Source organism: Klebsiella sp. PK18 (assembly GCF_057784655.1).
In genome coordinates, this window is record NZ_CM173493.1 from 5,562,077 (window position 1) to 5,587,419 (window position 25,343).

Annotated in this window: 22 protein-coding genes, 1 tRNA gene and 1 rRNA gene; 14 read left to right on the top strand and 10 right to left on the bottom strand. The window is 54.8% G+C overall.

Annotation, left to right across the window (positions count from 1 at the left end):
- Window positions 1-86 precede the first annotated feature (86 nt).
- Window positions 87-162 (bottom strand) — tRNA-Glu (locus AC3EMD_RS27200).
- Between the two features lie 85 nt (window positions 163-247).
- Window positions 248-1,787: ribosomal RNA gene (locus AC3EMD_RS27205) — 16S ribosomal RNA — on the bottom strand.
- Between the two features lie 477 nt (window positions 1,788-2,264).
- Here AC3EMD_RS27205 and AC3EMD_RS27210 point away from each other — a divergent pair.
- Together AC3EMD_RS27210 and mdtD are read left to right on the top strand one after the other, a co-directional pair.
- Window positions 2,265-2,966, top strand: coding sequence for a FadR/GntR family transcriptional regulator (locus AC3EMD_RS27210; RefSeq protein WP_008806704.1), 702 nt, complete (start codon window positions 2,265-2,267; stop codon window positions 2,964-2,966).
- Between the two features lie 12 nt (window positions 2,967-2,978).
- A complete protein-coding gene (gene mdtD, locus AC3EMD_RS27215) occupies window positions 2,979-4,376 on the top strand; it encodes a multidrug transporter subunit MdtD (protein ID WP_023298394.1) in 1,398 nt (465 codons plus the stop codon).
- Here the strand turns inward: mdtD and rbsR are convergent.
- The 7 genes from rbsR to kup all read right to left on the bottom strand — a co-directional run bounded on the left by rbsR (window position 4,373) and on the right by kup (window position 12,279).
- Window positions 4,373-5,365, bottom strand: a complete 993-nt coding sequence (gene rbsR, locus AC3EMD_RS27220; RefSeq protein ID WP_012543295.1) for a ribose operon transcriptional repressor RbsR — start codon at window positions 5,363-5,365, stop codon at window positions 4,373-4,375. The two genes, mdtD and rbsR, sit on opposite strands and share 4 nt — an antisense overlap.
- Before the next feature lie 3 nt (window positions 5,366-5,368).
- Window positions 5,369-6,301, bottom strand: coding sequence for a ribokinase (gene rbsK, locus AC3EMD_RS27225; RefSeq protein WP_008806707.1), 933 nt, complete (start codon window positions 6,299-6,301; stop codon window positions 5,369-5,371).
- A gap of 100 nt (window positions 6,302-6,401) precedes the next feature.
- Complete coding sequence (gene rbsB, locus AC3EMD_RS27230; RefSeq protein WP_012969238.1) at window positions 6,402-7,292, bottom strand: ribose ABC transporter substrate-binding protein RbsB; 891 nt, start codon at window positions 7,290-7,292, stop codon at window positions 6,402-6,404.
- Between the two features lie 27 nt (window positions 7,293-7,319).
- The gene (gene rbsC / locus AC3EMD_RS27235; protein ID WP_008806709.1) at window positions 7,320-8,285 is read right to left on the bottom strand and encodes a ribose ABC transporter permease; all 966 of its coding nucleotides are present in this window, start codon (window positions 8,283-8,285) and stop codon (window positions 7,320-7,322) included.
- A gap of 5 nt (window positions 8,286-8,290) precedes the next feature.
- Window positions 8,291-9,796: a ribose ABC transporter ATP-binding protein RbsA gene (gene rbsA / locus AC3EMD_RS27240; RefSeq protein ID WP_012543297.1), complete on the bottom strand. Its 1,506-nt coding sequence runs from the start codon at window positions 9,794-9,796 to the stop codon at window positions 8,291-8,293.
- 10 nt (window positions 9,797-9,806) lie between these two features.
- Window positions 9,807-10,226 (bottom strand): D-ribose pyranase, encoded by a 420-nt coding sequence (gene rbsD, locus AC3EMD_RS27245; protein WP_002882527.1) that lies wholly within the window; start codon window positions 10,224-10,226, stop codon window positions 9,807-9,809.
- Between the two features lie 184 nt (window positions 10,227-10,410).
- Window positions 10,411-12,279, bottom strand: coding sequence for a low affinity potassium transporter Kup (gene kup / locus AC3EMD_RS27250; protein ID WP_008806712.1), 1,869 nt, complete (start codon window positions 12,277-12,279; stop codon window positions 10,411-10,413).
- Window positions 12,280-12,496: 217 nt separating this feature from the next.
- On the opposite strand from kup, the gene ravA reads away from it, so the two are divergent.
- Both ravA and viaA read left to right on the top strand, forming a co-directional pair.
- Complete coding sequence (ravA, locus tag AC3EMD_RS27255) at window positions 12,497-13,996, top strand: ATPase RavA (RefSeq protein WP_302073867.1); 1,500 nt, start codon at window positions 12,497-12,499, stop codon at window positions 13,994-13,996.
- The gene (gene viaA, locus AC3EMD_RS27260; protein ID WP_008806714.1) at window positions 13,993-15,441 is read left to right on the top strand and encodes an ATPase RavA stimulator ViaA; all 1,449 of its coding nucleotides are present in this window, start codon (window positions 13,993-13,995) and stop codon (window positions 15,439-15,441) included. The genes ravA and viaA overlap by 4 nt, the downstream gene beginning before the upstream one ends.
- Window positions 15,442-15,445: 4 nt before the next feature.
- Here the strand turns inward: viaA and asnA are convergent, their stop codons facing one another.
- Entirely contained in the window at window positions 15,446-16,438 is a 993-nt protein-coding gene (asnA, locus tag AC3EMD_RS27265) for an aspartate--ammonia ligase (RefSeq protein WP_008806715.1), read from the bottom strand.
- A gap of 151 nt (window positions 16,439-16,589) precedes the next feature.
- On the opposite strand from asnA, the gene asnC reads away from it, so the two are divergent.
- The 10 genes from asnC to atpA all read left to right on the top strand — a co-directional run bounded on the left by asnC (window position 16,590) and on the right by atpA (window position 25,330).
- Window positions 16,590-17,048 (top strand): transcriptional regulator AsnC, encoded by a 459-nt coding sequence (asnC, locus tag AC3EMD_RS27270; protein ID WP_002882510.1) that lies wholly within the window; start codon window positions 16,590-16,592, stop codon window positions 17,046-17,048.
- Window positions 17,049-17,146: 98 nt separating this feature from the next.
- On the top strand, window positions 17,147-17,587 hold the full coding sequence (mioC, locus tag AC3EMD_RS27275; protein WP_008806716.1) for an FMN-binding protein MioC: 441 nt from the start codon (window positions 17,147-17,149) through the stop codon (window positions 17,585-17,587).
- Between the two features lie 381 nt (window positions 17,588-17,968).
- Window positions 17,969-19,858, top strand: a complete 1,890-nt coding sequence (mnmG, locus tag AC3EMD_RS27280) for a tRNA uridine-5-carboxymethylaminomethyl(34) synthesis enzyme MnmG (protein ID WP_012543302.1) — start codon at window positions 17,969-17,971, stop codon at window positions 19,856-19,858.
- A gap of 116 nt (window positions 19,859-19,974) precedes the next feature.
- Window positions 19,975-20,598: a 16S rRNA (guanine(527)-N(7))-methyltransferase RsmG gene (rsmG, locus tag AC3EMD_RS27285; RefSeq protein WP_016162027.1), complete on the top strand. Its 624-nt coding sequence runs from the start codon at window positions 19,975-19,977 to the stop codon at window positions 20,596-20,598.
- A 616-nt stretch (window positions 20,599-21,214) separates the two neighbouring features.
- The gene (atpI, locus tag AC3EMD_RS27290) at window positions 21,215-21,595 is read left to right on the top strand and encodes a F0F1 ATP synthase subunit I (protein ID WP_061156289.1); all 381 of its coding nucleotides are present in this window, start codon (window positions 21,215-21,217) and stop codon (window positions 21,593-21,595) included.
- An 8-nt stretch (window positions 21,596-21,603) separates the two neighbouring features.
- Window positions 21,604-22,419: a F0F1 ATP synthase subunit A gene (gene atpB / locus AC3EMD_RS27295; RefSeq protein ID WP_012969241.1), complete on the top strand. Its 816-nt coding sequence runs from the start codon at window positions 21,604-21,606 to the stop codon at window positions 22,417-22,419.
- Between the two features lie 48 nt (window positions 22,420-22,467).
- Window positions 22,468-22,707: a F0F1 ATP synthase subunit C gene (gene atpE, locus AC3EMD_RS27300; protein ID WP_000429386.1), complete on the top strand. Its 240-nt coding sequence runs from the start codon at window positions 22,468-22,470 to the stop codon at window positions 22,705-22,707.
- Window positions 22,708-22,757: 50 nt separating this feature from the next.
- Entirely contained in the window at window positions 22,758-23,228 is a 471-nt protein-coding gene (atpF, locus tag AC3EMD_RS27305; RefSeq protein ID WP_004107293.1) for a F0F1 ATP synthase subunit B, read from the top strand.
- A gap of 14 nt (window positions 23,229-23,242) precedes the next feature.
- On the top strand, window positions 23,243-23,776 hold the full coding sequence (gene atpH, locus AC3EMD_RS27310; RefSeq protein WP_004202307.1) for a F0F1 ATP synthase subunit delta: 534 nt from the start codon (window positions 23,243-23,245) through the stop codon (window positions 23,774-23,776).
- Between the two features lie 12 nt (window positions 23,777-23,788).
- The gene (gene atpA, locus AC3EMD_RS27315; protein ID WP_012543303.1) at window positions 23,789-25,330 is read left to right on the top strand and encodes a F0F1 ATP synthase subunit alpha; all 1,542 of its coding nucleotides are present in this window, start codon (window positions 23,789-23,791) and stop codon (window positions 25,328-25,330) included.
- The last annotated feature ends 13 nt before the right edge of the window (window positions 25,331-25,343 follow it).

The window sequence follows — 25,343 nt, forward strand, 5'->3', positions numbered from 1 at the left end:
TTTTTAAAGAGCAAATATCTCAAACGTCACCCGAAGATGAGTTTTGAGATATATCGGCACGCGTCTTTCACTCACGAACCAGCAAGTGGCGTCCCCTAGGGGATTCGAACCCCTGTTACCGCCGTGAAAGGGCGGTGTCCTGGGCCTCTAGACGAAGGGGACACTGAAGTCTCAATCGCAAGACGCCTTGCTTCTTTACTTTCATCAGACAATCTGTGTGAGCACTACAAAGGCAGGTTCTTTAAGGTAAGGAGGTGATCCAACCGCAGGTTCCCCTACGGTTACCTTGTTACGACTTCACCCCAGTCATGAATCACAAAGTGGTAAGCGCCCTCCCGAAGGTTAAGCTACCTACTTCTTTTGCAACCCACTCCCATGGTGTGACGGGCGGTGTGTACAAGGCCCGGGAACGTATTCACCGTAGCATTCTGATCTACGATTACTAGCGATTCCGACTTCATGGAGTCGAGTTGCAGACTCCAATCCGGACTACGACATACTTTATGAGGTCCGCTTGCTCTCGCGAGGTCGCTTCTCTTTGTATATGCCATTGTAGCACGTGTGTAGCCCTGGTCGTAAGGGCCATGATGACTTGACGTCATCCCCACCTTCCTCCAGTTTATCACTGGCAGTCTCCTTTGAGTTCCCGGCCGGACCGCTGGCAACAAAGGATAAGGGTTGCGCTCGTTGCGGGACTTAACCCAACATTTCACAACACGAGCTGACGACAGCCATGCAGCACCTGTCTCACAGTTCCCGAAGGCACCAATCCATCTCTGGAAAGTTCTGTGGATGTCAAGACCAGGTAAGGTTCTTCGCGTTGCATCGAATTAAACCACATGCTCCACCGCTTGTGCGGGCCCCCGTCAATTCATTTGAGTTTTAACCTTGCGGCCGTACTCCCCAGGCGGTCGATTTAACGCGTTAGCTCCGGAAGCCACGCCTCAAGGGCACAACCTCCAAATCGACATCGTTTACAGCGTGGACTACCAGGGTATCTAATCCTGTTTGCTCCCCACGCTTTCGCACCTGAGCGTCAGTCTTTGTCCAGGGGGCCGCCTTCGCCACCGGTATTCCTCCAGATCTCTACGCATTTCACCGCTACACCTGGAATTCTACCCCCCTCTACAAGACTCTAGCCTGCCAGTTTCGAATGCAGTTCCCAGGTTGAGCCCGGGGATTTCACATCCGACTTGACAGACCGCCTGCGTGCGCTTTACGCCCAGTAATTCCGATTAACGCTTGCACCCTCCGTATTACCGCGGCTGCTGGCACGGAGTTAGCCGGTGCTTCTTCTGCGGGTAACGTCAATCGATGAGGTTATTAACCTCACCGCCTTCCTCCCCGCTGAAAGTGCTTTACAACCCGAAGGCCTTCTTCACACACGCGGCATGGCTGCATCAGGCTTGCGCCCATTGTGCAATATTCCCCACTGCTGCCTCCCGTAGGAGTCTGGACCGTGTCTCAGTTCCAGTGTGGCTGGTCATCCTCTCAGACCAGCTAGGGATCGTCGCCTAGGTGAGCCGTTACCCCACCTACCAGCTAATCCCATCTGGGCACATCTGATGGCATGAGGCCCGAAGGTCCCCCACTTTGGTCTTGCGACGTTATGCGGTATTAGCTACCGTTTCCAGTAGTTATCCCCCTCCATCAGGCAGTTTCCCAGACATTACTCACCCGTCCGCCGCTCGTCACCCGAGAGCAAGCTCTCTGTGCTACCGCTCGACTTGCATGTGTTAGGCCTGCCGCCAGCGTTCAATCTGAGCCATGATCAAACTCTTCAATTTAAGTTTGATGCTCGTGAATTAAACTTCGTAATGAATTACGTATGTTCACTCAGAGACTTGGTATTCATTTTTCGTCCGAGGACGTTAAGAATCCATGTCACTTTGAGTGCCCACACAGATTGTCTGATAAATTGTTAAAGAGCAGTGCCGCTTCGTTTTTCGCTGCGGCGCGGGGTGTGCATATTACGCCTTCCCGCTTCAGAGTCAAGCATTTATTTTTGCTTTTCTCTGCGAGGTTCTCACCGGAACCCCGCTGACCCGGCGGCTTGTTTGCCGTTGTTCCGTGTCAGTGGAGGCGCATTATAGGGAGTAATTCTGAGGTGACAAGGGGAAATTCAAAAAAACTTTTCAACCGTCTCTTTTTTCAACAATGCGGCGAGGAATGTCGCAAAAAACCGCCGTTTTGCTGTTTTAACCGACGAAACGGGACGCCTGGTGGCATACTGTTAGAGTAAAGAAAAGAAAGGAACGGCATTTATGTCTTTAAGCGCACAGCAACTGGCGGCACAAAAGAACATCTCCTGGGTACTGGCCGAGAAGCTCGCCCAAAAAATACTGACTGGCGAATATCAGCCGGAAAGCATTCTTCCCGGCGAGATGGAGTTGGGGGAGCAGTTCGGTGTGAGCCGTACCGCCGTCCGTGAAGCGGTGAAGACGCTAACGGCAAAAGGCATGTTGCTGCCCCGCCCTCGCATTGGCACCCGGGTGATGCCGCGCAGCAGTTGGAACTTCCTGGATAAGGAACTCCTGTCCTGGTGGCTAACAGAAGATAACTTCGAAGAAGTGGTGAGCCACTTTCTCGTCATGCGCAGCAGCCTGGAGCCCCAGGCCTGTTTTCTCGCTGCCGCTAACGGCACCGCAGAACAAAAAGCGCAGCTCAATACTTTAATGGAAGAGATGATTGCCTTGAAACGTCATTTTCAGCGCGATCGCTGGATAGAGGTCGATATGGCCTGGCATGAACATATCTATGAAATGAGCGGTAATCCTTTCCTCAGCTCATTCGCTTCTTTATTTCATTCCGTCTACCACACCTACTTCACGTCGATTACGCAAAATGAAGTAGTGAAGCTGGATCTCCACCAGGCGATTGTCGATGCCATTCTCAACAGTGATGCGCCAGGTGCCTTGCTCGCCTGCCAGGCGTTGTTGAACGCCCCTCACCCCGTAAATCAATAACAAGGAATTGGCATGAGCGGAAAAAAAGGGCGCAGTATGGCTGGCCTGCCGTGGATCGCGGCGATGGCCTTCTTTATGCAGGCGCTGGATGCCACCATTCTTAACACCGCCCTCCCGGCTATTGCCCACAGTCTTAATCGTTCTCCCTTAGCGATGCAGTCGGCCATTATCAGCTATACGCTGACGGTAGCGATGCTGATCCCGGTCAGCGGCTGGCTGGCCGATCGCTTCGGCACGCGCCGGGTCTTTATCATCGCTGTTAGCTTGTTCACTTTGGGGTCTCTCGCCTGCGCGCTCTCCAGCTCATTAATGGAGCTGGTCATTTTTCGGGTGATTCAGGGGATCGGCGGGGCGATGATGATGCCGGTGGCGAGGCTGGCGCTGCTGCGCGCCTATCCCCGCAGCGAGCTGCTTCCGGTACTGAACTTTGTGACCATGCCAGGTCTGGTGGGGCCGATACTGGGCCCGGTGCTCGGCGGGGTGTTTGTCACCTGGGCCAGCTGGCATTGGATTTTCCTGATAAACATTCCCATCGGGGTGATTGGCATTCTGTATGCCCGCAAATTCATGCCAAATTTCACGACGCCGCGCAGGCGCTTCGATATAACCGGTTTTCTGTTATTTGGCTTAAGCCTGGTACTGTTTTCCAGCGGTATTGAACTGTTTGGAGAAAAAATCGTGGCGACATGGCTGGCGCTGGCCGTGATTGCCGTCAGTCTGTTACTGCTCGTGGCCTATGTTCGCCACGCGCGCCGCCATCCGGCGCCGCTTATCTCGCTCTCTTTATTTAAGACGCATACTTTCTCAGTCGGCATTGCTGGCAACCTTGCCACGCGTTTGGGTACCGGCTGTGTGCCATTTCTGATGCCGCTGATGCTGCAGGTTGGCTTCGGCTATCCGGCCATTATCGCCGGCTGTATGATTGCCCCTACCGCTATCGGCTCCATTATTGCGAAATCTACCGTTACCCAGGTGCTGCGCTGGTTTGGCTATCGTAAGACCCTGGTGGGGATCACGGTATTTATTGGCCTCATGATTGCCCAGTTCTCGCTGCAGTCGCCAGAGATGCCGCTGTGGATGCTTCTTCTGCCACTGTTTGTGCTGGGGATGGCGATGTCCACGCAGTTCACCTCGATGAATACCATTACGCTGGCCGATCTGACGGATGACAATGCCAGCAGCGGTAACAGCCTGCTGGCGGTGACCCAGCAGCTTTCAATCAGTCTCGGGGTGGCCATCAGCGCTGCGGTGCTGCGCTTCTATGAAGGTTTTGACAATGCCAGCACGGTACAGCAGTTTCACTACACCTTTATAACCATGGGCGTGATCACCATCGTGTCGGCGCTGATGTTTATGCTGTTAAGAGCGAAAGATGGCCGTAATCTGATTAGCGAGCGGCACAAACGCTAAGCGGAGCCACGAACCACCAGCTCCGGCGTTAACTGAACGCGTTGCTGCTTTTGCTGCGGATCGGCCATTCGATGGATCAGCACATCGATGGCCAGTTCTCCCAGCTCATCTTTTGGCTGGTGAATGGTGGTCAACGGCGGTGTCATATAGCGTGCGAGCTCAATATCATCGTAGCCCACCAGCGCCATGTCCTGCGGAATGTGCAAACCGGCCTGGTACAACGCCTGATAAGCGCCAACCGCCATGGCATCGTTGCCGACAAATACCGCCTGCGGCCGCTGCGGCAAAGCCAGCAGCTGCTGCATCGCGCTAAACCCGCCGCCAAACTCAAAATCACTGGTCACCACGTATCCGTCGGCAACCGGCAGGCCGCAGCGCGCCATCGCAGCATGGTAACCTTCAAGGCGCAGACGCGCCGGGGTTTTATCCAGCGGGCCGGCAATACAGGCAATGCGCGAATGCCCCTGGTCAATCAGATACTGGGTCGCCATATCGCCGCCAAGCAGCGAGTTATCCTGAATCAGATCGCTATCGCCATCAAAGGGAGCCCAGTCCATCATGACCGTCGGTACCGATGGATAGCGCTGCATAATTTCCGGAGAGGGCTGATGGGTCTCCGTGCACAGCAGCAGTAGTCCATCGACGCGTTTTTGCATTAGCGTCTCCAGATTACGATTCATTCGCTGCTCATCACCTTCCGTATTACAGAGTACGAGGCTATAACCCCGCTCAAAACAGCTGCGCTCCACGCCCCGCACCAGCTCCGAATAAAACGGATTGGTACTGGCAGTGATGAGCATGCCGATGGTACGGGTTTGATTAAGCTTAAGGCTACGCGCCAGCGCAGAGGGGGCGTAGTTGAGGCTTTTGATCGCAGCGTCTACTTTGGCGGTAATCGCCTCACTGACAAAGCGGTCCTTATTGATGACGTGTGACACCGTCGATGTGGAAACGCCCGCGACGCGGGCCACATCTTTCATCGTAGCCAAGCATTACCCCTGTTGCGCTAAAAATTCATCAATCTCTGTGCGCCACGGCACGGATGGCTGCGCGCCTTTGCGGGTCACGGCGATCGCCGCCGCGGCATGCGCAAAACGGATCGCTTCCGGCAGGGAAGTCCCTTCCAGCAACGCGGTTACCAGCGCGCCGTTAAAGGTATCGCCGGCAGCGATAGTATCAATGGCCTGCACACGAAAGCCCGGGATCCGACGGCTTTCGCCTTCGGCACTGAGCCAGACGCCGCGGCTGCCGAGGGTGATCATCACCGTACCAATGCCTTTGGCATGCAGCACGTCGGCAGCTTTTGCCGCATCCTCGTCGCTCTCAACGCGAATACCGGTCAGCTTTTCCGCTTCGGTTTCGTTGGGGGTAATGATATCCACCAGCGCCAGCAGTTCATCGGACAGTTCACGCGCTGGCGCGGGATTAAGCACCACGGTGGTCTGATGGCGATGGGCGATTTTCGCCGCCGCCAACACGCTCTCCAGCGGCGACTCCAGCTGCATTAACAGCGCCTGTGCGCTAGCGATACGTTCCTTTTCCGCCTCAACCTGGGAGACGGAAAGCGCCGCATTGGCGCCGGCATGAATACCGATGACATTCTCACCTTCGGCGTTAACGAAGATTAACGCCACGCCGGTCGCTTCCCCGGCGACTGCGCGCACAGGCGCCACGTCGATTTTATCGCTCGCCAGCTGGCGGCGGATGCGTTCACCGATGTCGTCATCGCCGGTGCAGGCGATAAACGCGATATCCGCTCCGCTGCGCCCGGCGGCGACCGCCTGGTTGGCCCCTTTACCACCGAAAGCCACCTGATAATGGTTGCCGGTGACGGTTTCGCCCGGCGTCGGGAAAGCGTCAAGGTTAAGAATGTGATCGGCATTGATACTGCCAAGGACGACAAGTTTGCCTGCAGTTTTCATCATTTCTGTTCCCGGGAAAGCGCGCCACCGGGATCCGGTGGCGCATGCCCTGCTTTTCTTTTTTTATATTGTCCCTCGGACCGTTGCCAGTCCGAATCGCATTTTACTGCTTAACGACCAGCTTCAGCTCAACCGGGTAGTTAGCTTCCACTTTTTCGCCCTTCAGTACCTTATCAGCCGTCTCAACGCCTTTCGCGCCGATCTGCTCCGGCAACTGTGCGACGGTCGCCGCCAGTTTGCCACTGTTTACTGCTTTTTCGCCATCCGGAGTGCCGTCAAATCCAACCACCATCACATCGGACTTGCCTGCGGTCTGCAGCGCGCGCAGGGCGCCCAGCGCCATTTCATCATTTTGCGCGAATACCGCCTGAACGTCAGGATGCGCGGTCAGCAGGTTCTGCATCACGTTCAGCCCTTTGGTACGGTCGAAATCGGCTGGTTGGCTGGCCAGGACGTTAAACTTGTGCGCCGCCACGGCCTGTTTAAAGCCTTCGCCGCGCTCGCGCGCCGCAGAAGTCCCGGCAATGCCCTGCAGCTCAATGACTTTCGCACTTTCACCCACTTTTTTCGCGATGTAATCGCCAGCCATTTTTCCGCCCTGCACGTTGTCAGACGCAATATGGCTCACGACATCGCCTTTTGTGGCCTGACGGTCAAGGGTGATGACCGGGATTTTCGCCTGGTTTGCCATCTTCACGGCGTTGCCGACGGCATCAGAGTCGGTGGGGTTGATCAGCAGCAGCTTGGCGCCGCGCACCGTCAAATCCTGGACGTTCGCCAGCTCTTTCGCCGGGTTGTTCTGGGAGTCCAGCACCACCAGGTTGTAGCCCAGCTTGTCAGCTTCTTTTTGCGCGCCGTCTTTCAGCGACACGAAGAACGGGTTATTCAGGGTAGAGATAACCAGAGCGATGGTGTCTTTGGCCATCGCGTTCGCGCTGACGGTCGCACTTAGCGCAACAGCAGAGACCAGGGTCGCCAGTTTTTTCATATTCATAGTTAAGATGTCCTGTAGAGTTCTCAGTTACTGCTTTTTGTTATCTACCAGTACCGCCAGCAAAATCACCACCGCTTTAACGATCATCTGGTAATAGGAAGAAACGCCTAAAAGATTAAGACCATTATTCAGGAAGCCAAGGATCAGCGCGCCAATCAGCGTGCCGACAATGCGTCCTTTGCCGCCCGCGAGGCTGGTGCCACCGAGCACCACCGCCGCAATAGCGTCCAGCTCATAGCCCGTCCCCGCCGTCGGCTGCGCGGAGGAGAGACGCGCCACTTCGATGATCCCGGCCAGCGACGCCAGCATCCCGCACAAGGCGTAGACGATAATTTTGACTTTATTGACGCTAATCCCGGACAGACGCGTCGCCGCTTCATTACCGCCCAGCGCGTAAATATAACGGCCCAGGCGAGTATGGTGCAGCATGTACCAGGCCGCCAGGAAGACAATCGCCATAATCCATACCGGCGTCGGGATCCCCAGCGGACGCCCGATGCCAAACCAGCCGAACAGATCGGCGTTATCGCTAAAGCCGGTATTGATCGGGCTGCCGTTGGTGTACACCATGGTCACACCGCGCAGCAGCAGCATCATCACCAGGGTGGCGATGAAGGCCTGCACGCGGCCTTTCGCCACAATCACCCCGGTGACTGCGCCGATCGCGGCACCTAATGCGAGGGCGGCAGCGACCGCCACCAGCGCATTAACCTCAATGCCGACAATCGACGCCGCCACCGCACCGGTGAGCGCCAACAGGGAGCCGACGGACAGGTCGATCCCCGAGGTCAGTATGACCAGCGTCATCCCTACCGCCATGATGGCGTTAACGGAGGTCTGTTGCAGGATATTGAACAGGTTATTGACGGTAAAAAAGTTGGGGCTCATGGTCGATACCACCGCGATCAGCACCAGCAGGGCAATCAGCGATTTTTGCTCCATCAGCCACGCTTTCGTGAAATAACGGCGACCAGTAACAGCCTGGGTTGTCATCTTTCTTACTCCTGATTCACACGGTTAAGCTTGCCCACAGCGGCAGCCATCAATACTTCCTGGGTGGCCTGCTCGCGTGTGAATTCACCGCCGAGATGCCCTTCATGCATCACAATGATGCGATCGCTCATGCCCAACACCTCCGGCATCTCAGAGGAGACCAGAATGATGCTCAGGCCATCGGCTTTGAACTGATTGATGAGCTGGTAGATCTCTTTCTTCGCCCCGACGTCGACGCCGCGGGTCGGTTCATCAAGGATCAGCACCTTTGGCCGGGTCATCAGCCCGCGGGCAATGGCGACCTTTTGCTGGTTGCCGCCGGAAAGCAGGCCGATCGCCTGCTCCATGGACGGCGTTTTGACGTTAAACAGCCGAATGAAATCACTGACCGCCTGCTGTTCATCTTTATGCTTAAGGCTGCCGCCCGCCCGGCTGAAGTAGCGTAGCGCCGTCAGGGACATATTTTCTTTTACCGACATCCCGAGAACCAGGCCATCGCGCTTACGATCTTCGGAGATATAGACAATGCCGTTCGCCAGACCGTCCTGCGGCGAGCGGGTCACCACTTCATGGCCATCCAGCGTCACGGAGCCGCTGCTGCGCGGCAGCGCGCCGTACAGCACTTTCATCAGTTCGGTCCGTCCGGCGCCCATCAGCCCGGCGACACCCAGGATTTCCCCCTGGCGCAAGGTAAAGGTCACGTTTTCCACGCCCGGGCCGCAGAGATTATCGACCTTCAGGCGCACCGCGCCCGGCGCCTTATCGAGATGTGGATATTGATCTTCCAGCTTACGGCCGACCATCATCTCGATCAGTCGGTCCTCATCCAGCGAAGCCACTTCGCGCTCGGCGATAAACTGCCCGTCACGAAAGACTGTCACGTCGTCGCAAATCTCGAAGATCTCTTTCATACGGTGGGAGATATAGACGATGCCGCGCCCCTGCGACTTCAGTTCGCGGATGACGCGGAACAGCGATTCGGTTTCGGTATCGGTCAGCGCATCGGTCGGTTCATCCATAATGATGACTTTCGATTCAAAGCTCAGCACTTTGGCGATCTCCACCATTTGCTGATCGCCAATCGACAGATCGCCCACCAGCTTCTGGCTGTTAAAGCGGAGATTCAGCTTTGCCAGCAGCTTGTCGGCTTCGGCATACATCTGCTTCCAGTCGATTTTGCCAAAACGGTTAACAAATTCGCGACCAAGGAAGATGTTCTCGGCAATCGTCAATTGCGGGATCAGGTTCAGTTCCTGGTGGATGATACCGATCCCGGCTTCCTGGGAGGATTTGGGGCCGTTAAAGGTCGTCTCTTTGCCTAACCACAGCAAAGAGCCGGCATCACGGGTGTAGATCCCGGTCAGCACCTTCATCATGGTGGACTTGCCGGCGCCATTTTCTCCTACCAGCGCCATTACCCGACCGGCATAGACATTCAGCGCCGCGCCGGAGAGCGCCTTGACGCCAGGGAACGCTTTATCGATCCCTTTCAGTTGCAATAAGGCTTCCATGACGGCGACCTCAGAACGTGACGCCGGCACAGAGAATGATATTCGCAAACGGGGAACACTCCCCGCTGCGAATTACCGCCTGACTGTCTGCGGTTTGTTTTTTGAACTGCTCATGACTGGTGTAACGAATTTCAATGGTATTTCCCTGGTGCTGCTGCAGCTGCTCAAGGTGAGTGAGCAACGTCGCGTGGAGCTGCGGATTATGGGTTTTAATCTCTTCCGCGATAACAGCCGCTTCAACCTGCATTTCCGTCGTCACCACTTCCAGCACCTGCATAAAGGAAGGTACGCCCTGAGTCAGCGCCATATCAATGCGCGTGCTGCTGCGGGGAACCGGTAATCCGGCATCGCAGACCACCAGCGTATCGGTGTGGCCCAGGCGGGAAATGACCGCGGAAATATCAGCGTTAAGTACGGTGCCTTTTTTCATTTTTCTCTTTTGCTCCACTAGCGAAACGTTTCGCTAAAATAATTATTATCAATGTGTGAGCAGAAAACCATCACCAGAAGAGAGAAATGTGATCGCCATCGAAACGTTTCGCAAGACAGCGACAGGAGATGACAGCCGGAGTGAGAAACAAAAAGCCCTTCGCAATGGAAGGGCTTTTTTGACATCAGATTTCGACCTGGGTACCGAGCTCGATAACCCGGTTTGGCGGGATTTCAAACTGATCCGGCGCCCGCAGGGCGTTACGCTGCAGCAGCAGATAAAGCTTGCCGCGCAGGCGCAGATACCACGGTCGTTTGCCGATAATCAGCGACTCATGCGACATGAAGAACGAGGTCTCCATCATTCGGCAACTGAGTCCTTCCAGGCCACAGCGATGGAACACCTCTTCAACGTTCGGCGTTTCCCGCCAACCGTAGCTGGCCACCACCCGCCAGAACGACGGCGACAGCTGCTCAATCTGCACCCGGCGAACGTTATGCACGTAAGGCGCGTCTTCGGTGCGCAGAGTCAGAAGGATTACTCGCTCATGCAGCACCTTGTTGTGCTTCAGGTTATGCAGCAGGGCAAACGGGATCACGTTCAGGGCGCGGGACATATACACCGCGGTACCCGGCACACGCACCGGCGGTGACTTCTCCAGCGAAGAGATCATCGCTTCCAGCGAATTGCCATGCTCGTGCATTCGGCGCAGCAGGCGGAAACGTTCGCTCTTCCAGGTGGTCATCACCGTGAACATCACCAGCCCCAGGGACAACGGCAGCCAACCGCCGGAGACAATCTTATCGAGGTTCGCCGAAAACAGCGGAATATCGATACACAGGAAGGCCACCAGCATCAGGCCGACAAACAGCTTATTCCAGTGCCAGTTTTTGCGCGCCACCGTTGCCGACAGAATGGAGGTCAGCACCATGGTGCCCGTGACCGCGATACCATACGCCGCCGCCAGATTAGACGAATGCTCAAAGCTGACAATAACGATGACCACAGAAACGTACAGCAGCCAGTTAATGAACGGGATGTAAATCTGTCCGGACTCCATTTCCGAGGTGTGGATAATGCGCATCGGCGACAGATAGCCCAGACGCACTGCCTGACGGGTCAGGGAGAAGACCCCGGAGATCACCGCCTGCGAGGCGATAACCGTCGCCAGCGTGGCGATAATCAGCATCGGGATCAGCGCCCACTCCGGCGCCAGCAGGAAGAACGGGTTTTTAATCGCTTCCGGGTGCTTCAGCAGTAGCGCGCCCTGGCCAAAATAGTTCAGCACCAGCGAGGGCAGCACGACGGAGAACCAGGCCACGCGGATCGGCAGTTTGCCGAAGTGACCCATATCGGCGTACAGCGCTTCCACCCCGGTAATCGACAGCACCACCGCGCCGAGCGCAATAAAGGAAACCGTTTTGTACTGCAGGAAGAAATGCACCGCCCAGTAGGGGTTTAGCGCCTGAAGAACTTCCGGGTTAGCGTAAATGCTTCGCGCGCCGAGCACCGCCAGCAACAGGAACCAGATCAGCATAATCGGCGCAAACAGCTTACCGACCATGCCGGTCCCATGCTTCTGGATCACAAACAACAGGGTCAGCACGATAATGGAGATAGGGACAATCCAGGTATCAAGCTGCGGGGCGATAATTTCTAACCCCTCTATCGCCGACATAACGGAAATCGCCGGCGTAATCACCACTTCGCCATAGAAGAAGCTACCGCCGATCAGGCCGAGGATCACCAGTACGGAGGTCATTCGGGCCGAGGTATTACGTCCGGCCAGCGACATCAGCGTTAAGATCCCGCCTTCCCCGGCGTTATCCGCCCGCATCACGAACGTGATGTATTTAATCGATACGGTAAAGATCAACAGCCAGAAAATCAGCGACAAAAAGCCAAACACGGCGTCGCGCTCAACGCCAAAGCCAAACTGACCTGACAGGCATTCGCGCAAGGTATACAGTGGACTGGTACCGATATCGCCGTACACCACGCCGATGGCCGCCAACGTTAATGCCGGCAACGATTGTTTATTATCAGTGCTCATAGACTAGTCTTTTCGTTTATAAAACAAATGTGTGCCTAGTCCCTTGGCCCACAAAAAGCGCACAGTATGCACGATTATTTGCGAAATCGTACCCCTAACAGACACCATATTAACCTGGCTCAAAAAAAATAAATCGATTCTTCAGGCTATTACCGCCCCTGCTCTAACATCTATACTCGACCCAATAACGATACATGACAAAGCACGCAACTCAATTATGGCTCAAACACATTTACTGCCTGAAAGAATTTCCCGGCTCAGCGCGGCACTCGAAAAAGGACTCTTTGAACGCAGCCACGCGATACGCCTCTGCCTGCTGGCGGCGCTCAGCGGCGAGAGCGTTTTTTTGCTCGGCCCACCGGGGATCGCCAAAAGCCTGATTGCCCGCCGCCTCAAATTCGCCTTCCAGCAGGCGCGCGCTTTTGAATACCTGATGACCCGCTTCTCCACCCCGGAAGAAGTTTTTGGGCCACTGTCCATTCAGGCGCTGAAGGATGAAGGCCGTTACGAACGTTTAACCGCCGGCTACCTGCCGGAAGCCGAAATCGTCTTTCTCGATGAAATATGGAAAGCGGGTCCGGCGATCCTCAACACCCTGCTGACGGCGATTAACGAACGTCACTTCCGCAATGGGGCGCACGAAGAGAAAATCCCGATGCGCCTGCTGGTGGCCGCGTCGAACGAACTCCCCGAAGCCGACAGCAGTCTGGAAGCGCTGTATGACCGAATGCTGATCCGTCTGTGGCTTGATAAAGTGCAGGATAAAGGTAATTTCCGTTCAATGCTGGTCAGCCAGCAGGATGAAAACATCAATCCAGTGCCCAGCGCGCTGCAGGTTAGCGACGAAGAGTTTACCCAATGGCAGCAGCAGATCGGCAATATCAAACTGCCAGACGCGGTGTTTGAGCTGATATTCCAGCTCCGCCAGCAGCTGGATGCCCTGCCAAATGCGCCGTACGTCTCGGATCGCCGCTGGAAAAAGGCCATTCGCCTGCTGCAGGCCAGCGCCTTCTTCAGCGGGCGCGACAGCATCGCGCCGATAGATCTGATCCTGCTGAAAGATTGTCTGTGGCACAACGTCGAGAGCATGAACCTGATGTCGCAGCAGCTGGAAACGCTCATGACCTGTCACGCCTGGCAACAGCAGGCGATGCTGACGCGGCTGGGGGCCATTGTCCAGAGACGCATTCAGATCCAACAGCAGCAAAGCGACAAAACGGCGTTGAAGGTCACCCGCCTTGGCGGGATGTTTAGCCGCAAACCGCATTATGAATTGCCGGCGGAGATCCAGGGGACCACCCTGACGCTGCTGCTGCAGCAGCCGCTCAAACTTCACGATATGGAAGTGATCCACATTACTTTTGAACGCGAGGCGTTAGCCAACTGGCTGGAAAAGGGCGGTGAGATCCGCGGTAAGCTCAACGGGATCGGCTTTGCCCAACTGCTCAATATGGATGTCGACACCAGCCAGCACCTGGTCGTCCGCGACGTCAGCCTGCAGGGCTCACGCCTCGCGCTGCCCGGTAGCGCATCGCAGGAGAACATGCCGGCAGAAATTCGCCAACAGCTGGAGGCGCTCGATGATGAGTGGCACCAGCAACACAACCGCTTCAGCGAGCAGCAAAAGTGTCTGTTTATCCCGGTCGAGTGGCTGGGAAGAATCGAAGCCAGCCTGCAGGACGTCGGCGCGCAGATTAAACAGGCGAAGCAGCCATGACGCTCGATATGCTGAATGTCATGCTGGCAGTCAGCGAAGAGGGAATGATCGAGGAGATGCTGCTGGCGCTGCTGGCCTCTCCTCAGCTGGCGGTGTTCTTTGAGAAATTCCCCCGCCTGAAAAACATCATCGCGGCGGATATTCCACGCTGGCGTGAAGCCGTTCGCGCCCGTTTGAAAGAAGTTAACGTCCCGCCGGATCTGGACGCCGAAGTGCAAACCTATCAGCAGGCTCAGCTACTCTCTACCTCGCAGTTTATCGTCCAGCTCCCGCAGATCCTCGGCAAACTGCACCAGCTACAGTCTCCTTTTGCCGCTCAGGCGCAGAAGCTGGTGGATGACAATGCCACCTTTACCCCGGCGTTGCATACGCTGTTTTTACAGCGCTGGCGCCTGAGCCTGGTGGTGCAAGCCACCAGCCTTAACCAGCAGTTGCTGGATGAAGAACGCGATCAGTTACTCAGTGAGGTCCAGGAACGAATGACGCTCAGCGGTCAGCTCGATCCGGTACTGGCGGAAAATGACACTGCCGCCGGGCGTCTGTGGGATATGAGCGCTGGCGAACTCAAACGCGGCGACTATCAGCTGATCGTGCGCTATGGCGATTTTCTCAACCAGCAACCGGAGCTACTGCAGCTGGCGGAACAACTCGGACGTTCACGGGAAGCGAAATCGGTGCCGAAGAAAGACGCCCCGATGGAAACCTTTCGCAGCCTGGTGCGCGAGCCGGCGACAGTACCGGAGCAAGTCGACGGCCTCCAGCAGAGTGACGACATTCTGCGGCTGCTGCCGCCGGAGCTGGCGACGCTCGGCATCACGGAGCTGGAGTTTGAATTTTATCGCAAGCTGGTGGAGAAGCAGCTGCTCACCTACCGGCTGCATGGCGACGCCTGGCGTGAGAAAATCACCGAACGCCCGGTAACGCGGCAGGATTTTGATGAGCAACCGCGCGGGCCGTTCATTGTCTGCGTCGATACGTCAGGGTCGATGGGCGGTTTTAACGAGCAGTGCGCTAAGGCCTTTTGTCTGGCCCTCATGCGCGTCGCGCTGGCTGATAACCGTCGCTGCTTTATTATGCTGTTCTCCAGCGAAGTGGTGCATTACGAACTGACCAGCGAGCGCGGGCTGGAGCAGGCGATCCGCTTTTTAAGCCAGCGCTTTCGCGGCGGTACCGATCTGGCCAGCTGTTTTCGCGCCATCATTGAACGTCTGCAAAACCCGCAGTGGGTGGATGCGGATGCCGTCGTGATCTCTGACTTTATCGCCCAGCGGTTGCCGGATGAGGTGATTGCTCAGGTGGGGGAGTTACAGCGTAAGCACCAGCACCGTTTTCACGCGGTGGCGATGTCGGTACACGGCAAACCCGGCATCATGCGCATCTTCGATCATATCTGGCGCTTTGATACCGGGCTGCGTAGCCGCCTGCTGCGACGCTGGCGGCGCTAATTCATTACAGCAGCGCGGAAACGCTTTCGCGAACCTGCGCCGGCCATACGCCGCACTGCACCTGGCCGATATGGTCAAGCTGCAGCAGCAGCATCGTCAGACGAGACTGGCCAATGCCGCCGCCGATAGTCTGCGGCATCTCGCCGCGCAGCAGCGCCTGGTGCCATTCAAGCTGTAGGCGATCTTCATCGCCAGTCACGGCCAGCTGGCGCTTCAGCGCTTCGGCGTCAACGCGGATCCCCATTGAGGAGATCTCGAAAGCATCTTCCAGCACCGGGTTCCAAACCAGGATATCGCCGTTCAGACCGGCAAAGCCTTCAGAAATCTCTGTGCTCCAGTCATCATAATCCGGCGCACGCACGTCGTGGCGCTTACCGTCAGACAGTTTGCCGCCGATACCAATTAAGAAGACGGCCCCCAACTCTTTGGCAATGGCTCGCTCACGGCCTTTGGCATCGAGATCGGGATAGCGGCTCAGCAGCTCCTGGCTGTGAACAAAATGGATCTGTTCCGGCAGAAAAGGCTTCAGGCCAAATTCCTGGCTGACCGCCAGCTCAGTAGCTTTGATCCCGGCGTAGATCGCCTCGACGGTTGCCTTCAAAGTGCCGACGTGACGCTCTTCATCGCCCATCACTCGCTCCCAGTCCCACTGGTCAACATAAACGGAATGGATAGGCGTCAGACGGTCTTCATCGGGGCGAAGGGCCTTCATGTGCGTGTACAGCCCTTCGCCCGCGCTGAAGTCGTGTTGTCCCAGGGTTTGACGCTTCCACTTCGCCAGCGAATGAACCACTTCGAACTGGGCGTCGGGCAGTGTTTTCACTTTTACCTGAACCGCTTTCTCGCAGCCGGACAAGTTATCCTGCGTCCCATCGCCCACGCGGCTTAAGATTGGCGCCTGGACTTCAATCAGGCCAAGCTTCTCTTCCAGCTGACGGGAAAAGTGGGATTTAACGAAACTGATCTGGCGTTGTTTTGCGATATATGCGGTTTTCATTTTTATAACTCCTGCGTCCTGTTGCCATTGATTAAGCAACAAAACAGGGCCGCAATACAATAATCAATCAATAAAAAGCCGCATCGACTTTTAATTCATCAAAATATGACGCTAAAATAGCAAGAACCCTCAAACTTCATAAGAAAAAGATATGGAAAATTATCAGATCGACAATCTGGACCGCGGCATTCTCGATGCGCTGATGGCCAACGCCCGTACCGCCTATGCCGAACTGGCTAAACAGTTCAGCGTCAGCCCGGGCACCATTCATGTGCGCGTCGAAAAGATGAAACAGGCGGGTATCATTACCGGTGCGCGCATTGACGTCAGCCCCAAGCAGCTGGGCTATGATGTCGGCTGCTTTATCGGCATTATTCTCAAGAGCGCCAAGGACTACCCTTCCGCCCTTGCTCGCCTGGAAAGCCTGGAGGAGGTCACCGAGGCTTATTACACCACCGGCCACTACAGCATCTTTATTAAGGTGATGTGTAAATCCATCGATGCCCTGCAGCAGGTACTTATCAACAAGATCCAAACAATTGATGAAATTCAGTCCACCGAGACGCTGATCGTGCTGCAGAACCCGATCATGCGTACCATCAAGCCCTGATCGCTTTTTTTAATCCCACATTTTTCCACAGGTAGATCCCAGCTCGCTCACAGCGTACAATACGCCACTCTGAACAGTTGAGCGGGCGATCGGCGATCATGGCAGACATTACACTTATCAGCGGCAGTACCCTGGGCAGTGCGGAATATGTAGCAGAGCATCTGGCGGAAAAGCTGGAAGAAGCCGGCTACAGCACTGAAATCCAGCACGGTCCGCTGGTGGACGATCTGCAGGCAGAAGGGATCTGGTTAGTTATCTCTTCAACGCATGGCGCCGGCGACATTCCCGACAACCTGGTTCCCTTCTATGACGCATTGCTGGAGCAGAAGGCCGATCTTTCCGCCGTGCGCTTTGGCGCCATCGGGATCGGCAGCCGCGAATACGACACCTTCTGTGGGGCGATCGATAAATTAGAAGCAGCATTGAAGGCCAGCGGCGCAAAACAGATCGGCGAAACGCTGAAGATTAACGTGCTGGAACATGAAATTCCGGAGGATCCAGCGGAAATCTGGCTGGGATCCTGGAAAAATTTGCTCTGACAATTGTAAAGATCGTCGGATCTTCTGTGGATAACCATGCTTAAAAGCTTGGATCAACCGGTAGTTATCCAAAGAATAACCGTCGTATGGTTTTTGTGCTGTGTATAACCCTTCATTTTGATCCCAGCTTATACGGACCAGGATCACCGATCATTCACAGATAGTGATCCTTCTTAAGCTTTTGATCTTACATCGTGGATCCGACTTATCCACAAAGAGAGTCGATCCTAATAAGAGATCACAATAGAACAGATCTCTATATAAAGATCTTCTTTTTAATACTCAGGATCCCGGAGTCTTTCTCAAAAGACCAAAGCCGAGTAGAATCCACGGCCCGGGCTTCAATCCATTTTCAAACCGCGTTATGCGAGGCAGATCACCATGTTTTATCAGGATCCTTTTGACGTCATTATCATTGGCGGGGGTCATGCAGGCACTGAGGCCGCGATGGCCGCAGCGCGAATGGGCCAACAAACCCTGCTTTTGACACACAATATCGACACGCTGGGGCAGATGAGCTGCAACCCGGCGATTGGCGGCATTGGGAAAGGACACCTGGTAAAAGAAGTGGACGCACTCGGCGGATTGATGGCAACCGCGATCGATCAGGCGGGTATTCAGTTTAGGATACTAAACGCCAGCAAAGGGCCCGCGGTACGTGCCACTCGCGCCCAGGCAGACCGCGTGCTGTATCGTCAGGCGGTACGCACCGCGCTGGAGAACCAGCCGAACCTGATGATCTTCCAGCAGGCAGTGGAAGATCTGATTGTTGAAAACGATCGCGTCGTGGGCGCTGTCACCCAGATGGGCCTCAAATTCCGTGCCAAAGCGGTGGTGCTGACCGTCGGAACCTTCCTCGATGGCAAAATCCATATTGGTCTGGATAACTACAGCGGCGGGCGTGCCGGCGATCCGCCGTCAATTCCACTGTCTCGTCGTCTGCGTGAGCTGCCGCTGCGCGTAAGCCGCCTGAAAACCGGAACCCCACCGCGTATTGACGCCCGCACCATCGATTTCAGCGTGCTGGCGCAACAGCACGGCGATAACCCAATGCCGGTCTTCTCGTTCATGGGATCCGCGGATCAGCATCCGCGCCAGGTGCCGTGCTATATCACCCACACCAACGAGAAAACCCATGACGTGATCCGTAATAACCTCGATCGCAGCCCAATGTACGCTGGGGTGATCGAAGGGATCGGGCCACGCTATTGTCCGTCGATCGAAGACAAAGTCATGCGCTTTGCCGATCGCAACCAACATCAGATTTTCCTTGAACCGGAAGGCCTGACCTCAAACGAAATTTATCCGAACGGTATCTCCACCAGCCTGCCGTTTGATGTGCAAATGCAAATCGTCCGCTCAATGCAGGGGATGGAGAACGCGCGGATCGTCCGTCCTGGCTACGCCATTGAGTACGATTTCTTCGACCCACGCGATCTGAAGCCAACGCTCGAGAGCAAATTCATTCAGGGTCTGTTCTTTGCCGGACAGATCAACGGCACCACCGGTTATGAAGAAGCCGCTGCTCAGGGTCTGCTGGCCGGTCTTAACGCCGCCCGCTTCTCTGCGGAAAAAGAGGGCTGGGCGCCGCGTCGCGATCAGGCTTATCTCGGCGTGCTGGTGGATGACCTGTGCACCCTGGGTACCAAAGAACCGTACCGCATGTTTACCTCCCGTGCCGAATATCGTCTGATGCTGCGCGAAGATAACGCCGACCTGCGCCTGACCGAACAGGGGCGTGAGCTGGGTCTGGTGGACGATGAACGCTGGGCGCGGTACAACGAAAAGCTGGAAAGCATTGAACGTGAACGTCAGCGTCTGAAATCGACCTGGGTGAACCCGCAGGCAGAGAGCGCCGCCGAAGTGAATGCTCACCTGACGGCGCCGCTGTCGCGTGAAGCGAGTGGTGAAGATCTACTGCGTCGTCCGGAAATGACCTACGAGCAACTGATTCAGCTGTCGCCGTTCGCACCGGGACTGGAAGATCAACAAGCGGCCGAGCAGGTAGAGATCCAGGTGAAGTATGAAGGTTACATCGCTCGCCAGCAGGATGAGATCGAGAAACAGCAGCGTAATGAGAATACCGTGCTGCCGGCGACGCTCGATTACCGCCAGGTCACCGGGCTGTCTAACGAAGTGATCGCCAAACTGAACGACCATAAGCCGTCGTCGATAGGGCAGGCGTCACGCATTTCCGGGATCACGCCGGCGGCGATCTCTATTTTGTTGGTTTGGCTGAAAAAGCAGGGGATGCTGCGCCGCAGCGCCTGATTGCGGCCGCCTGCCTGCGCTGATTTCACTGTTGCATAATCAGCGTTCGCCTTTATCATTCATAGCCCGGTAAGCGTTAGCGCCTCCGGGCTCATTATTTTTTGAAGGTACAGACTGTGCTCAACAAACTTTCTCGTCTGCTGGATGAAGCGGGTATTTCGCTCACCGATCACCAGAAAAACCAGCTGGTGGCCTACGTCGGGCTGCTCGATAAGTGGAACAAAGCCTATAACCTGACCTCCGTTCGCGATCCGAATGAGATGCTGGTGCGTCATATCCTCGACAGCATCATCGTGGCGCCTTATCTGCAGGGCTCGCGCTTTATCGATGTCGGGACCGGACCGGGGCTCCCTGGCATTCCACTGGCCATCGTGCGTCCGGAGTCGCATTTCACCCTGCTCGACAGTCTCGGCAAGCGCGTGCGCTTCCTGCGTCAGGTGCAGCATGAGCTGAAGCTGGATAATGTCACCCCGGTGCAGAGCCGCGTGGAAGCCTTCCCGGCCGAACCGCCGTTTGACGGTGTGATAAGCCGCGCCTTCGCATCGCTCAATGATATGGTGAGCTGGTGCCATCATCTGCCGGCAGCGAACGGTCACTTCTATGCACTCAAAGGGTTAGCGCAAAAAGACGAAATGGAAAACCTGCCGGAAGGATATGCCATTGCTGAGGTGATTGAGCTGCATGTTCCTCAGTTGGAAGGGGAGCGGCACCTGGTGGTGATCACGCCAAAATCGCGTTAGTTTTTATCAAAAAATGTGGAAAAAATGTGGCCTGCGGATGTTACAAAAATAAAGGTCACCTCCCGATATTATCGGGCTGCATTTAACCATGTTTTTACTATGGCTTTTCTTGCAGTTAACTTAGCGTAAGTGATTCACTGACAAAATAGTCAACTTTGAAAATATCAGGGTGCTAAAAATCGACACAGATAAACAGCATAGTGATGTTAAATTTTTATTATAAATGTCAATAAAAGGTTTTTATTGTATGTGAGGTTGTTTTAGATAATGTCCTCACTTTTTATCTTGAATATCAAAAGCATGAAAAATAGTGTTTTATGTCCTTGATTCATTAAAGGGCGCTTGAAATGTTTATTATGTGATCTAATGCACGCTTTAATTGCCGTGTTTCCACGTTATTTGCAGTTTTGTATGACTGCTCACAGAACGCTGAAATGCACGGAAAGTTGTCCGTTGGAAAATAATTAAACATTTATTCACTATTTTGCTACTTATTGTTTGAAATCACGGGGCGTCACCGTATAATTTGTCCGCTTTTTGATGCTTGACTCTTCGTCTTAAAGGACGTTTTATACGACACGCGACATACCTCAAAGGGAGCAGGAGTAAAAACGTGATGTCAGTGTCGCTCTTGAGTCGAAACGTTGCTCGCAAGCTTCTGTTTATTCAGTTACTGGCAGTAATAGCAAGTGGACTGCTGTTCAGCCTCAAAGACCCCTTCTGGGGCATTTCCGCAGTATGCGGCGGTTTGGCGGTGGTTTTGCCGAACCTGATGTTTATGATTTTTGCCTGGCGTCATCAGGCGCATACACCAGCAAAAGGCCGTGTGGCCTGGACCTTCGCCTTCGGTGAAGCCTTCAAGGTGTTGCTGACCTTCGCCCTTCTGGCGGTGGCGCTGGCTGTTTTAAAAGTGGTATTTATGCCGCTGATCGTGACGTGGGTTTTGGTGCTGGTGGTACAAGTTCTGGCGCCAGCTGTAATCAACAACAAAGGGTAAAAGGCATCATGGCTTCAGAAAATATGACGCCGCAGGAATACATAAGTCACCATCTGAACAACCTTCAGATTGACTTGCGTACTTTCTCGCTGGTGGATCCGCACAACCCCCCGGCCACCTTCTGGACGCTCAACATTGACTCCATGTTCTTCTCGGTGGTTCTCGGTCTGCTGTTCCTGGCCATGTTCCGTAGCGTTGCTAAGAAAGCGACCAGCGGCGTACCAGGGAAATTCCAGACCTTCATCGAAATGATCATCGGCTTCGTCCATGGCAGCGTCAAAGACATGTACCATGGCAAGAGCAAGGTTATCGCGCCGCTGGCGCTGACCGTGTTCGTCTGGGTCTTCCTGATGAACCTGATGGACCTGCTGCCAATCGACCTGATTCCTTATATCGGCGAACACATTTTCGGCCTGCCTGCACTGCGCGTGGTTCCGTCTGCCGACGTGAACATCACCCTGTCGATGGCGCTTGGCGTGTTCATCCTGATTATTTTCTACAGCATCAAAATGAAAGGCGTAGGTGGGTTCGTTAAAGAACTGACCATGCAGCCGTTCAATCACTGGGCGTTCATTCCTGTCAACTTAATCCTTGAAGGGGTAAGCCTGCTGTCCAAACCGGTTTCTCTCGGTCTGCGACTGTTCGGCAACATGTATGCCGGTGAGCTGATTTTCATTCTGATTGCTGGTCTGTTGCCGTGGTGGTCACAGTGGGTTCTGAATGTGCCTTGGGCCATTTTCCACATCCTGATTATTACGCTGCAAGCCTTCATCTTCATGGTTCTGACGATTGTCTATCTGTCGATGGCGTCTGAAGAGCATTGATTTTTACCAACACTACTACGTTTTAACTGAAACAAACTGGAGACTGTCATGGAAAACCTGAATATGGATCTGCTGTACATGGCTGCCGCTGTGATGATGGGTCTGGCGGCAATCGGTGCTGCGATCGGTATCGGCATCCTCGGAGGTAAATTCCTGGAAGGCGCAGCGCGTCAACCGGATCTGATTCCTCTGCTGCGTACTCAGTTCTTTATCGTTATGGGTCTGGTGGATGCTATCCCGATGATCGCTGTAGGTCTGGGTCTGTACGTGATGTTCGCCGTCGCGTAGTAAGTTGTTAGAAACCTAAGCCACAGAGTTAATTAAAGAGGTATTGTGCTGTGAACATGAACGCAACAATCCTCGGCCAGGCCATCGCGTTTGTTATCTTCGTATGGTTCTGCATGAAGTACGTATGGCCGCCTTTAATGGCTGCCATCGAAAAACGCCAGAAAGAGATTTCTGACGGTTTAGCTTCTGCAGAACGCGCTAAGAAAGATTTGGACCTTGCACAGGCCAACGCGACCGACCAGCTGAAAAAAGCGAAAGCGGAAGCCCAGGTAATCATTGAGCAGGCGAACAAGCGTCGCTCTCAGATTCTGGACGAAGCTAAAGCTGAAGCAGAACAGGAACGCACCAAAATCGTTGCACAAGCGCAGGCTGAAATTGATGCTGAGCGTAAACGTGCACGCGAGGAGCTGCGTAAGCAGGTCGCTATCCTGGCTGTTGCTGGCGCCGAGAAGATCATCGAACGTTCCGTGGATGAAGCTGCTAACAGCGACATCGTGGATAAACTTGTCGCTGAACTGTAAGGAGGGAGGGGCTGATGTCTGAATTTGTAACGGTAGCTCGCCCCTACGCCAAAGCAGCTTTTGACTTTGCCGTCGAACACAACAGTGTTGAACGCTGGCAGGATATGCTGGCGTTTGCCGCCGAAGTGACCAAAAACGACCAAATGGCAGAGCTTCTCTCCGGTGCTTTGGCGCCGGAAACGCTCTCAGAAGCGTTTATCGCTATCTGCGGCGAGCAACTCGACGAAAACGGCCAGAACCTGATTAAGGTGATGGCGGAAAACAATCGTCTGAAGGTGCTCCCGGACGTTCTTGAGCAATTCATTCACCTGCGCGCGGCCAGTGAGGCCATCGCAGAGGTAGAAGTAATATCTGCCAACCAACTGAGTGATGAACAGCTTGCCAGGATCGTCAGCGCGATGGAAAAACGTCTGTCACGCAAAGTTAAGCTGAATTGCAAAATCGATAAGTCTGTTATGGCAGGTATTATCATCCGTGCGGGTGATATGGTCATTGATGGCAGCGTACGCGGCCGTCTTGATCGCCTTGCAGACGTCTTGCAGTCTTAAGGGGACTGGAGCATGCAACTGAATTCCACCGAAATCAGCGAACTGATCAAGCAGCGCATTGCTCAGTTCAATGTTGTGAGCGAAGCTCATAACGAAGGTACTATTGTTTCTGTAAGTGACGGTGTTATCCGCATCCACGGCCTTGCCGAATGTATGCAGGGTGAGATGATCTCCCTGCCGGGTAACCGTTACGCTATCGCATTGAACCTGGAGCGTGACTCCGTTGGTGCCGTGGTGATGGGTCCGTATGCTGACCTCGCCGAAGGCATGAAGGTTAAATGTACTGGCCGTATCCTGGAAGTTCCGGTTGGCCGTGGCCTGCTGGGCCGTGTGGTTAACACCCTGGGCGCGCCAATTGATGGTAAAGGTCCGCTGGAAAACGACGGTTTCTCCGCCGTAGAAGCGATCGCACCGGGCGTCATCGAACGTCAGTCCGTCGATCAGCCGGTACAGACCGGTTATAAATCCGTTGACGCCATGATCCCAATCGGTCGTGGTCAGCGTGAACTGATCATCGGCGACCGTCAGACCGGTAAAACTGCGCTGGCTATCGATGCCATCATCAACCAGCGTGATTCCGGTATCAAGTGCGTCTATGTTGCTATCGGCCAGAAAGCGTCCACCATCTCTAACGTGGTGCGTAAACTGGAAGAGCACGGCGCGCTGGCTAACACCATTGTGGTGGTAGCGACTGCATCCGAATCTGCTGCACTGCAATACCTGGCGCCATACGCCGGTTGTGCAATGGGCGAATACTTCCGCGACCGCGGTGAAGATGCGCTGATCATTTACGATGACCTGTCTAAACAGGCTGTTGCTTATCGTCAGATCTCCCTGCTGCTCCGTCGTCCGCCAGGACGTGAAGCCTTCCCGGGCGACGTATTCTACCTCCACTCTCGTCTGCTGGAGCGTGCTGCGCGTGTTAACGCCGAATATGTTGAAGCTTTCACCAAAGGTGAAGTGAAAGGGAAAACCGGTTCTCTGACCGCACTGCCGATTATCGAAACGCAGGCGGGTGACGTTTCCGCATTCGTTCCGACCAACGTAATCTCCATTACCGATGGTCAGATCTTCCTGGAAACCAACCTGTTCAACGCCGGTATTCGTCCTGCGGTTAACCCGGGTATCTCCGTATCCCGTGTTGGTGGTGCAGCGCAGACCAAGATCATGAAGAAACTGTCCGGTGGTATCCGTACCGCACTGGCGCAGTATCGTGAACTGGCAGCGTTCTCCCAGTTTGCATCCGACCTTGACGATGCAACCCGCAAACAGCTGGACCACGGTCAGAAAGTGACCGAGCTGCTGAAACAGAAACAGTATGCGCCGATGTCCGTCGCACAGCAGTCTCTGGTTCTGTTCGCAGCAGAACGTGGTTACCTGGCTGATGTAGAACTGGCGAAAATCGGTAGCTTCGAAGCCGCTCTGCTGGCTTACGTCGACCGTGATCACGCTCCGCTGATGCAAGAGATTAACCAGTCCGGTGGCTATAACGACGAAATCGAAGGCAAGCTGAAAGGCATCCTCGATTCCTTCAAAGCAACCCAGTCCTGGTAACGTCTGGCGGTCT

What these genes read in the sequence shown, in the direction of transcription:
- AC3EMD_RS27210 (WP_008806704.1), top strand. Translation starts at nt 2,265, where the DNA reads ATGTCTTTAAGCGCACAGCAACTGGCGGCACAAAAGAACATCTCCTGG.
- mdtD (WP_023298394.1), top strand. Translation starts at nt 2,979, where the DNA reads ATGAGCGGAAAAAAAGGGCGCAGTATGGCTGGCCTGCCGTGGATCGCG.
- rbsK (WP_008806707.1), bottom strand. Translation starts at nt 6,301, where the DNA reads ATGATGAAAACTGCAGGCAAACTTGTCGTCCTTGGCAGTATCAATGCC.
- rbsB (WP_012969238.1), bottom strand. Translation starts at nt 7,292, where the DNA reads ATGAATATGAAAAAACTGGCGACCCTGGTCTCTGCTGTTGCGCTAAGT.
- rbsC (WP_008806709.1), bottom strand. Translation starts at nt 8,285, where the DNA reads ATGACAACCCAGGCTGTTACTGGTCGCCGTTATTTCACGAAAGCGTGG.
- rbsA (WP_012543297.1), bottom strand. Translation starts at nt 9,796, where the DNA reads ATGGAAGCCTTATTGCAACTGAAAGGGATCGATAAAGCGTTCCCTGGC.
- rbsD (WP_002882527.1), bottom strand. Translation starts at nt 10,226, where the DNA reads ATGAAAAAAGGCACCGTACTTAACGCTGATATTTCCGCGGTCATTTCC.
- kup (WP_008806712.1), bottom strand. Translation starts at nt 12,279, where the DNA reads ATGAGCACTGATAATAAACAATCGTTGCCGGCATTAACGTTGGCGGCC.
- ravA (WP_302073867.1), top strand. Translation starts at nt 12,497, where the DNA reads ATGGCTCAAACACATTTACTGCCTGAAAGAATTTCCCGGCTCAGCGCG.
- viaA (WP_008806714.1), top strand. Translation starts at nt 13,993, where the DNA reads ATGACGCTCGATATGCTGAATGTCATGCTGGCAGTCAGCGAAGAGGGA.
- asnA (WP_008806715.1), bottom strand. Translation starts at nt 16,438, where the DNA reads ATGAAAACCGCATATATCGCAAAACAACGCCAGATCAGTTTCGTTAAA.
- asnC (WP_002882510.1), top strand. Translation starts at nt 16,590, where the DNA reads ATGGAAAATTATCAGATCGACAATCTGGACCGCGGCATTCTCGATGCG.
- mioC (WP_008806716.1), top strand. Translation starts at nt 17,147, where the DNA reads ATGGCAGACATTACACTTATCAGCGGCAGTACCCTGGGCAGTGCGGAA.
- mnmG (WP_012543302.1), top strand. Translation starts at nt 17,969, where the DNA reads ATGTTTTATCAGGATCCTTTTGACGTCATTATCATTGGCGGGGGTCAT.
- atpI (WP_061156289.1), top strand. Translation starts at nt 21,215, where the DNA reads ATGTCAGTGTCGCTCTTGAGTCGAAACGTTGCTCGCAAGCTTCTGTTT.
- atpB (WP_012969241.1), top strand. Translation starts at nt 21,604, where the DNA reads ATGGCTTCAGAAAATATGACGCCGCAGGAATACATAAGTCACCATCTG.
- atpE (WP_000429386.1), top strand. Translation starts at nt 22,468, where the DNA reads ATGGAAAACCTGAATATGGATCTGCTGTACATGGCTGCCGCTGTGATG.
- atpH (WP_004202307.1), top strand. Translation starts at nt 23,243, where the DNA reads ATGTCTGAATTTGTAACGGTAGCTCGCCCCTACGCCAAAGCAGCTTTT.
- atpA (WP_012543303.1), top strand. Translation starts at nt 23,789, where the DNA reads ATGCAACTGAATTCCACCGAAATCAGCGAACTGATCAAGCAGCGCATT.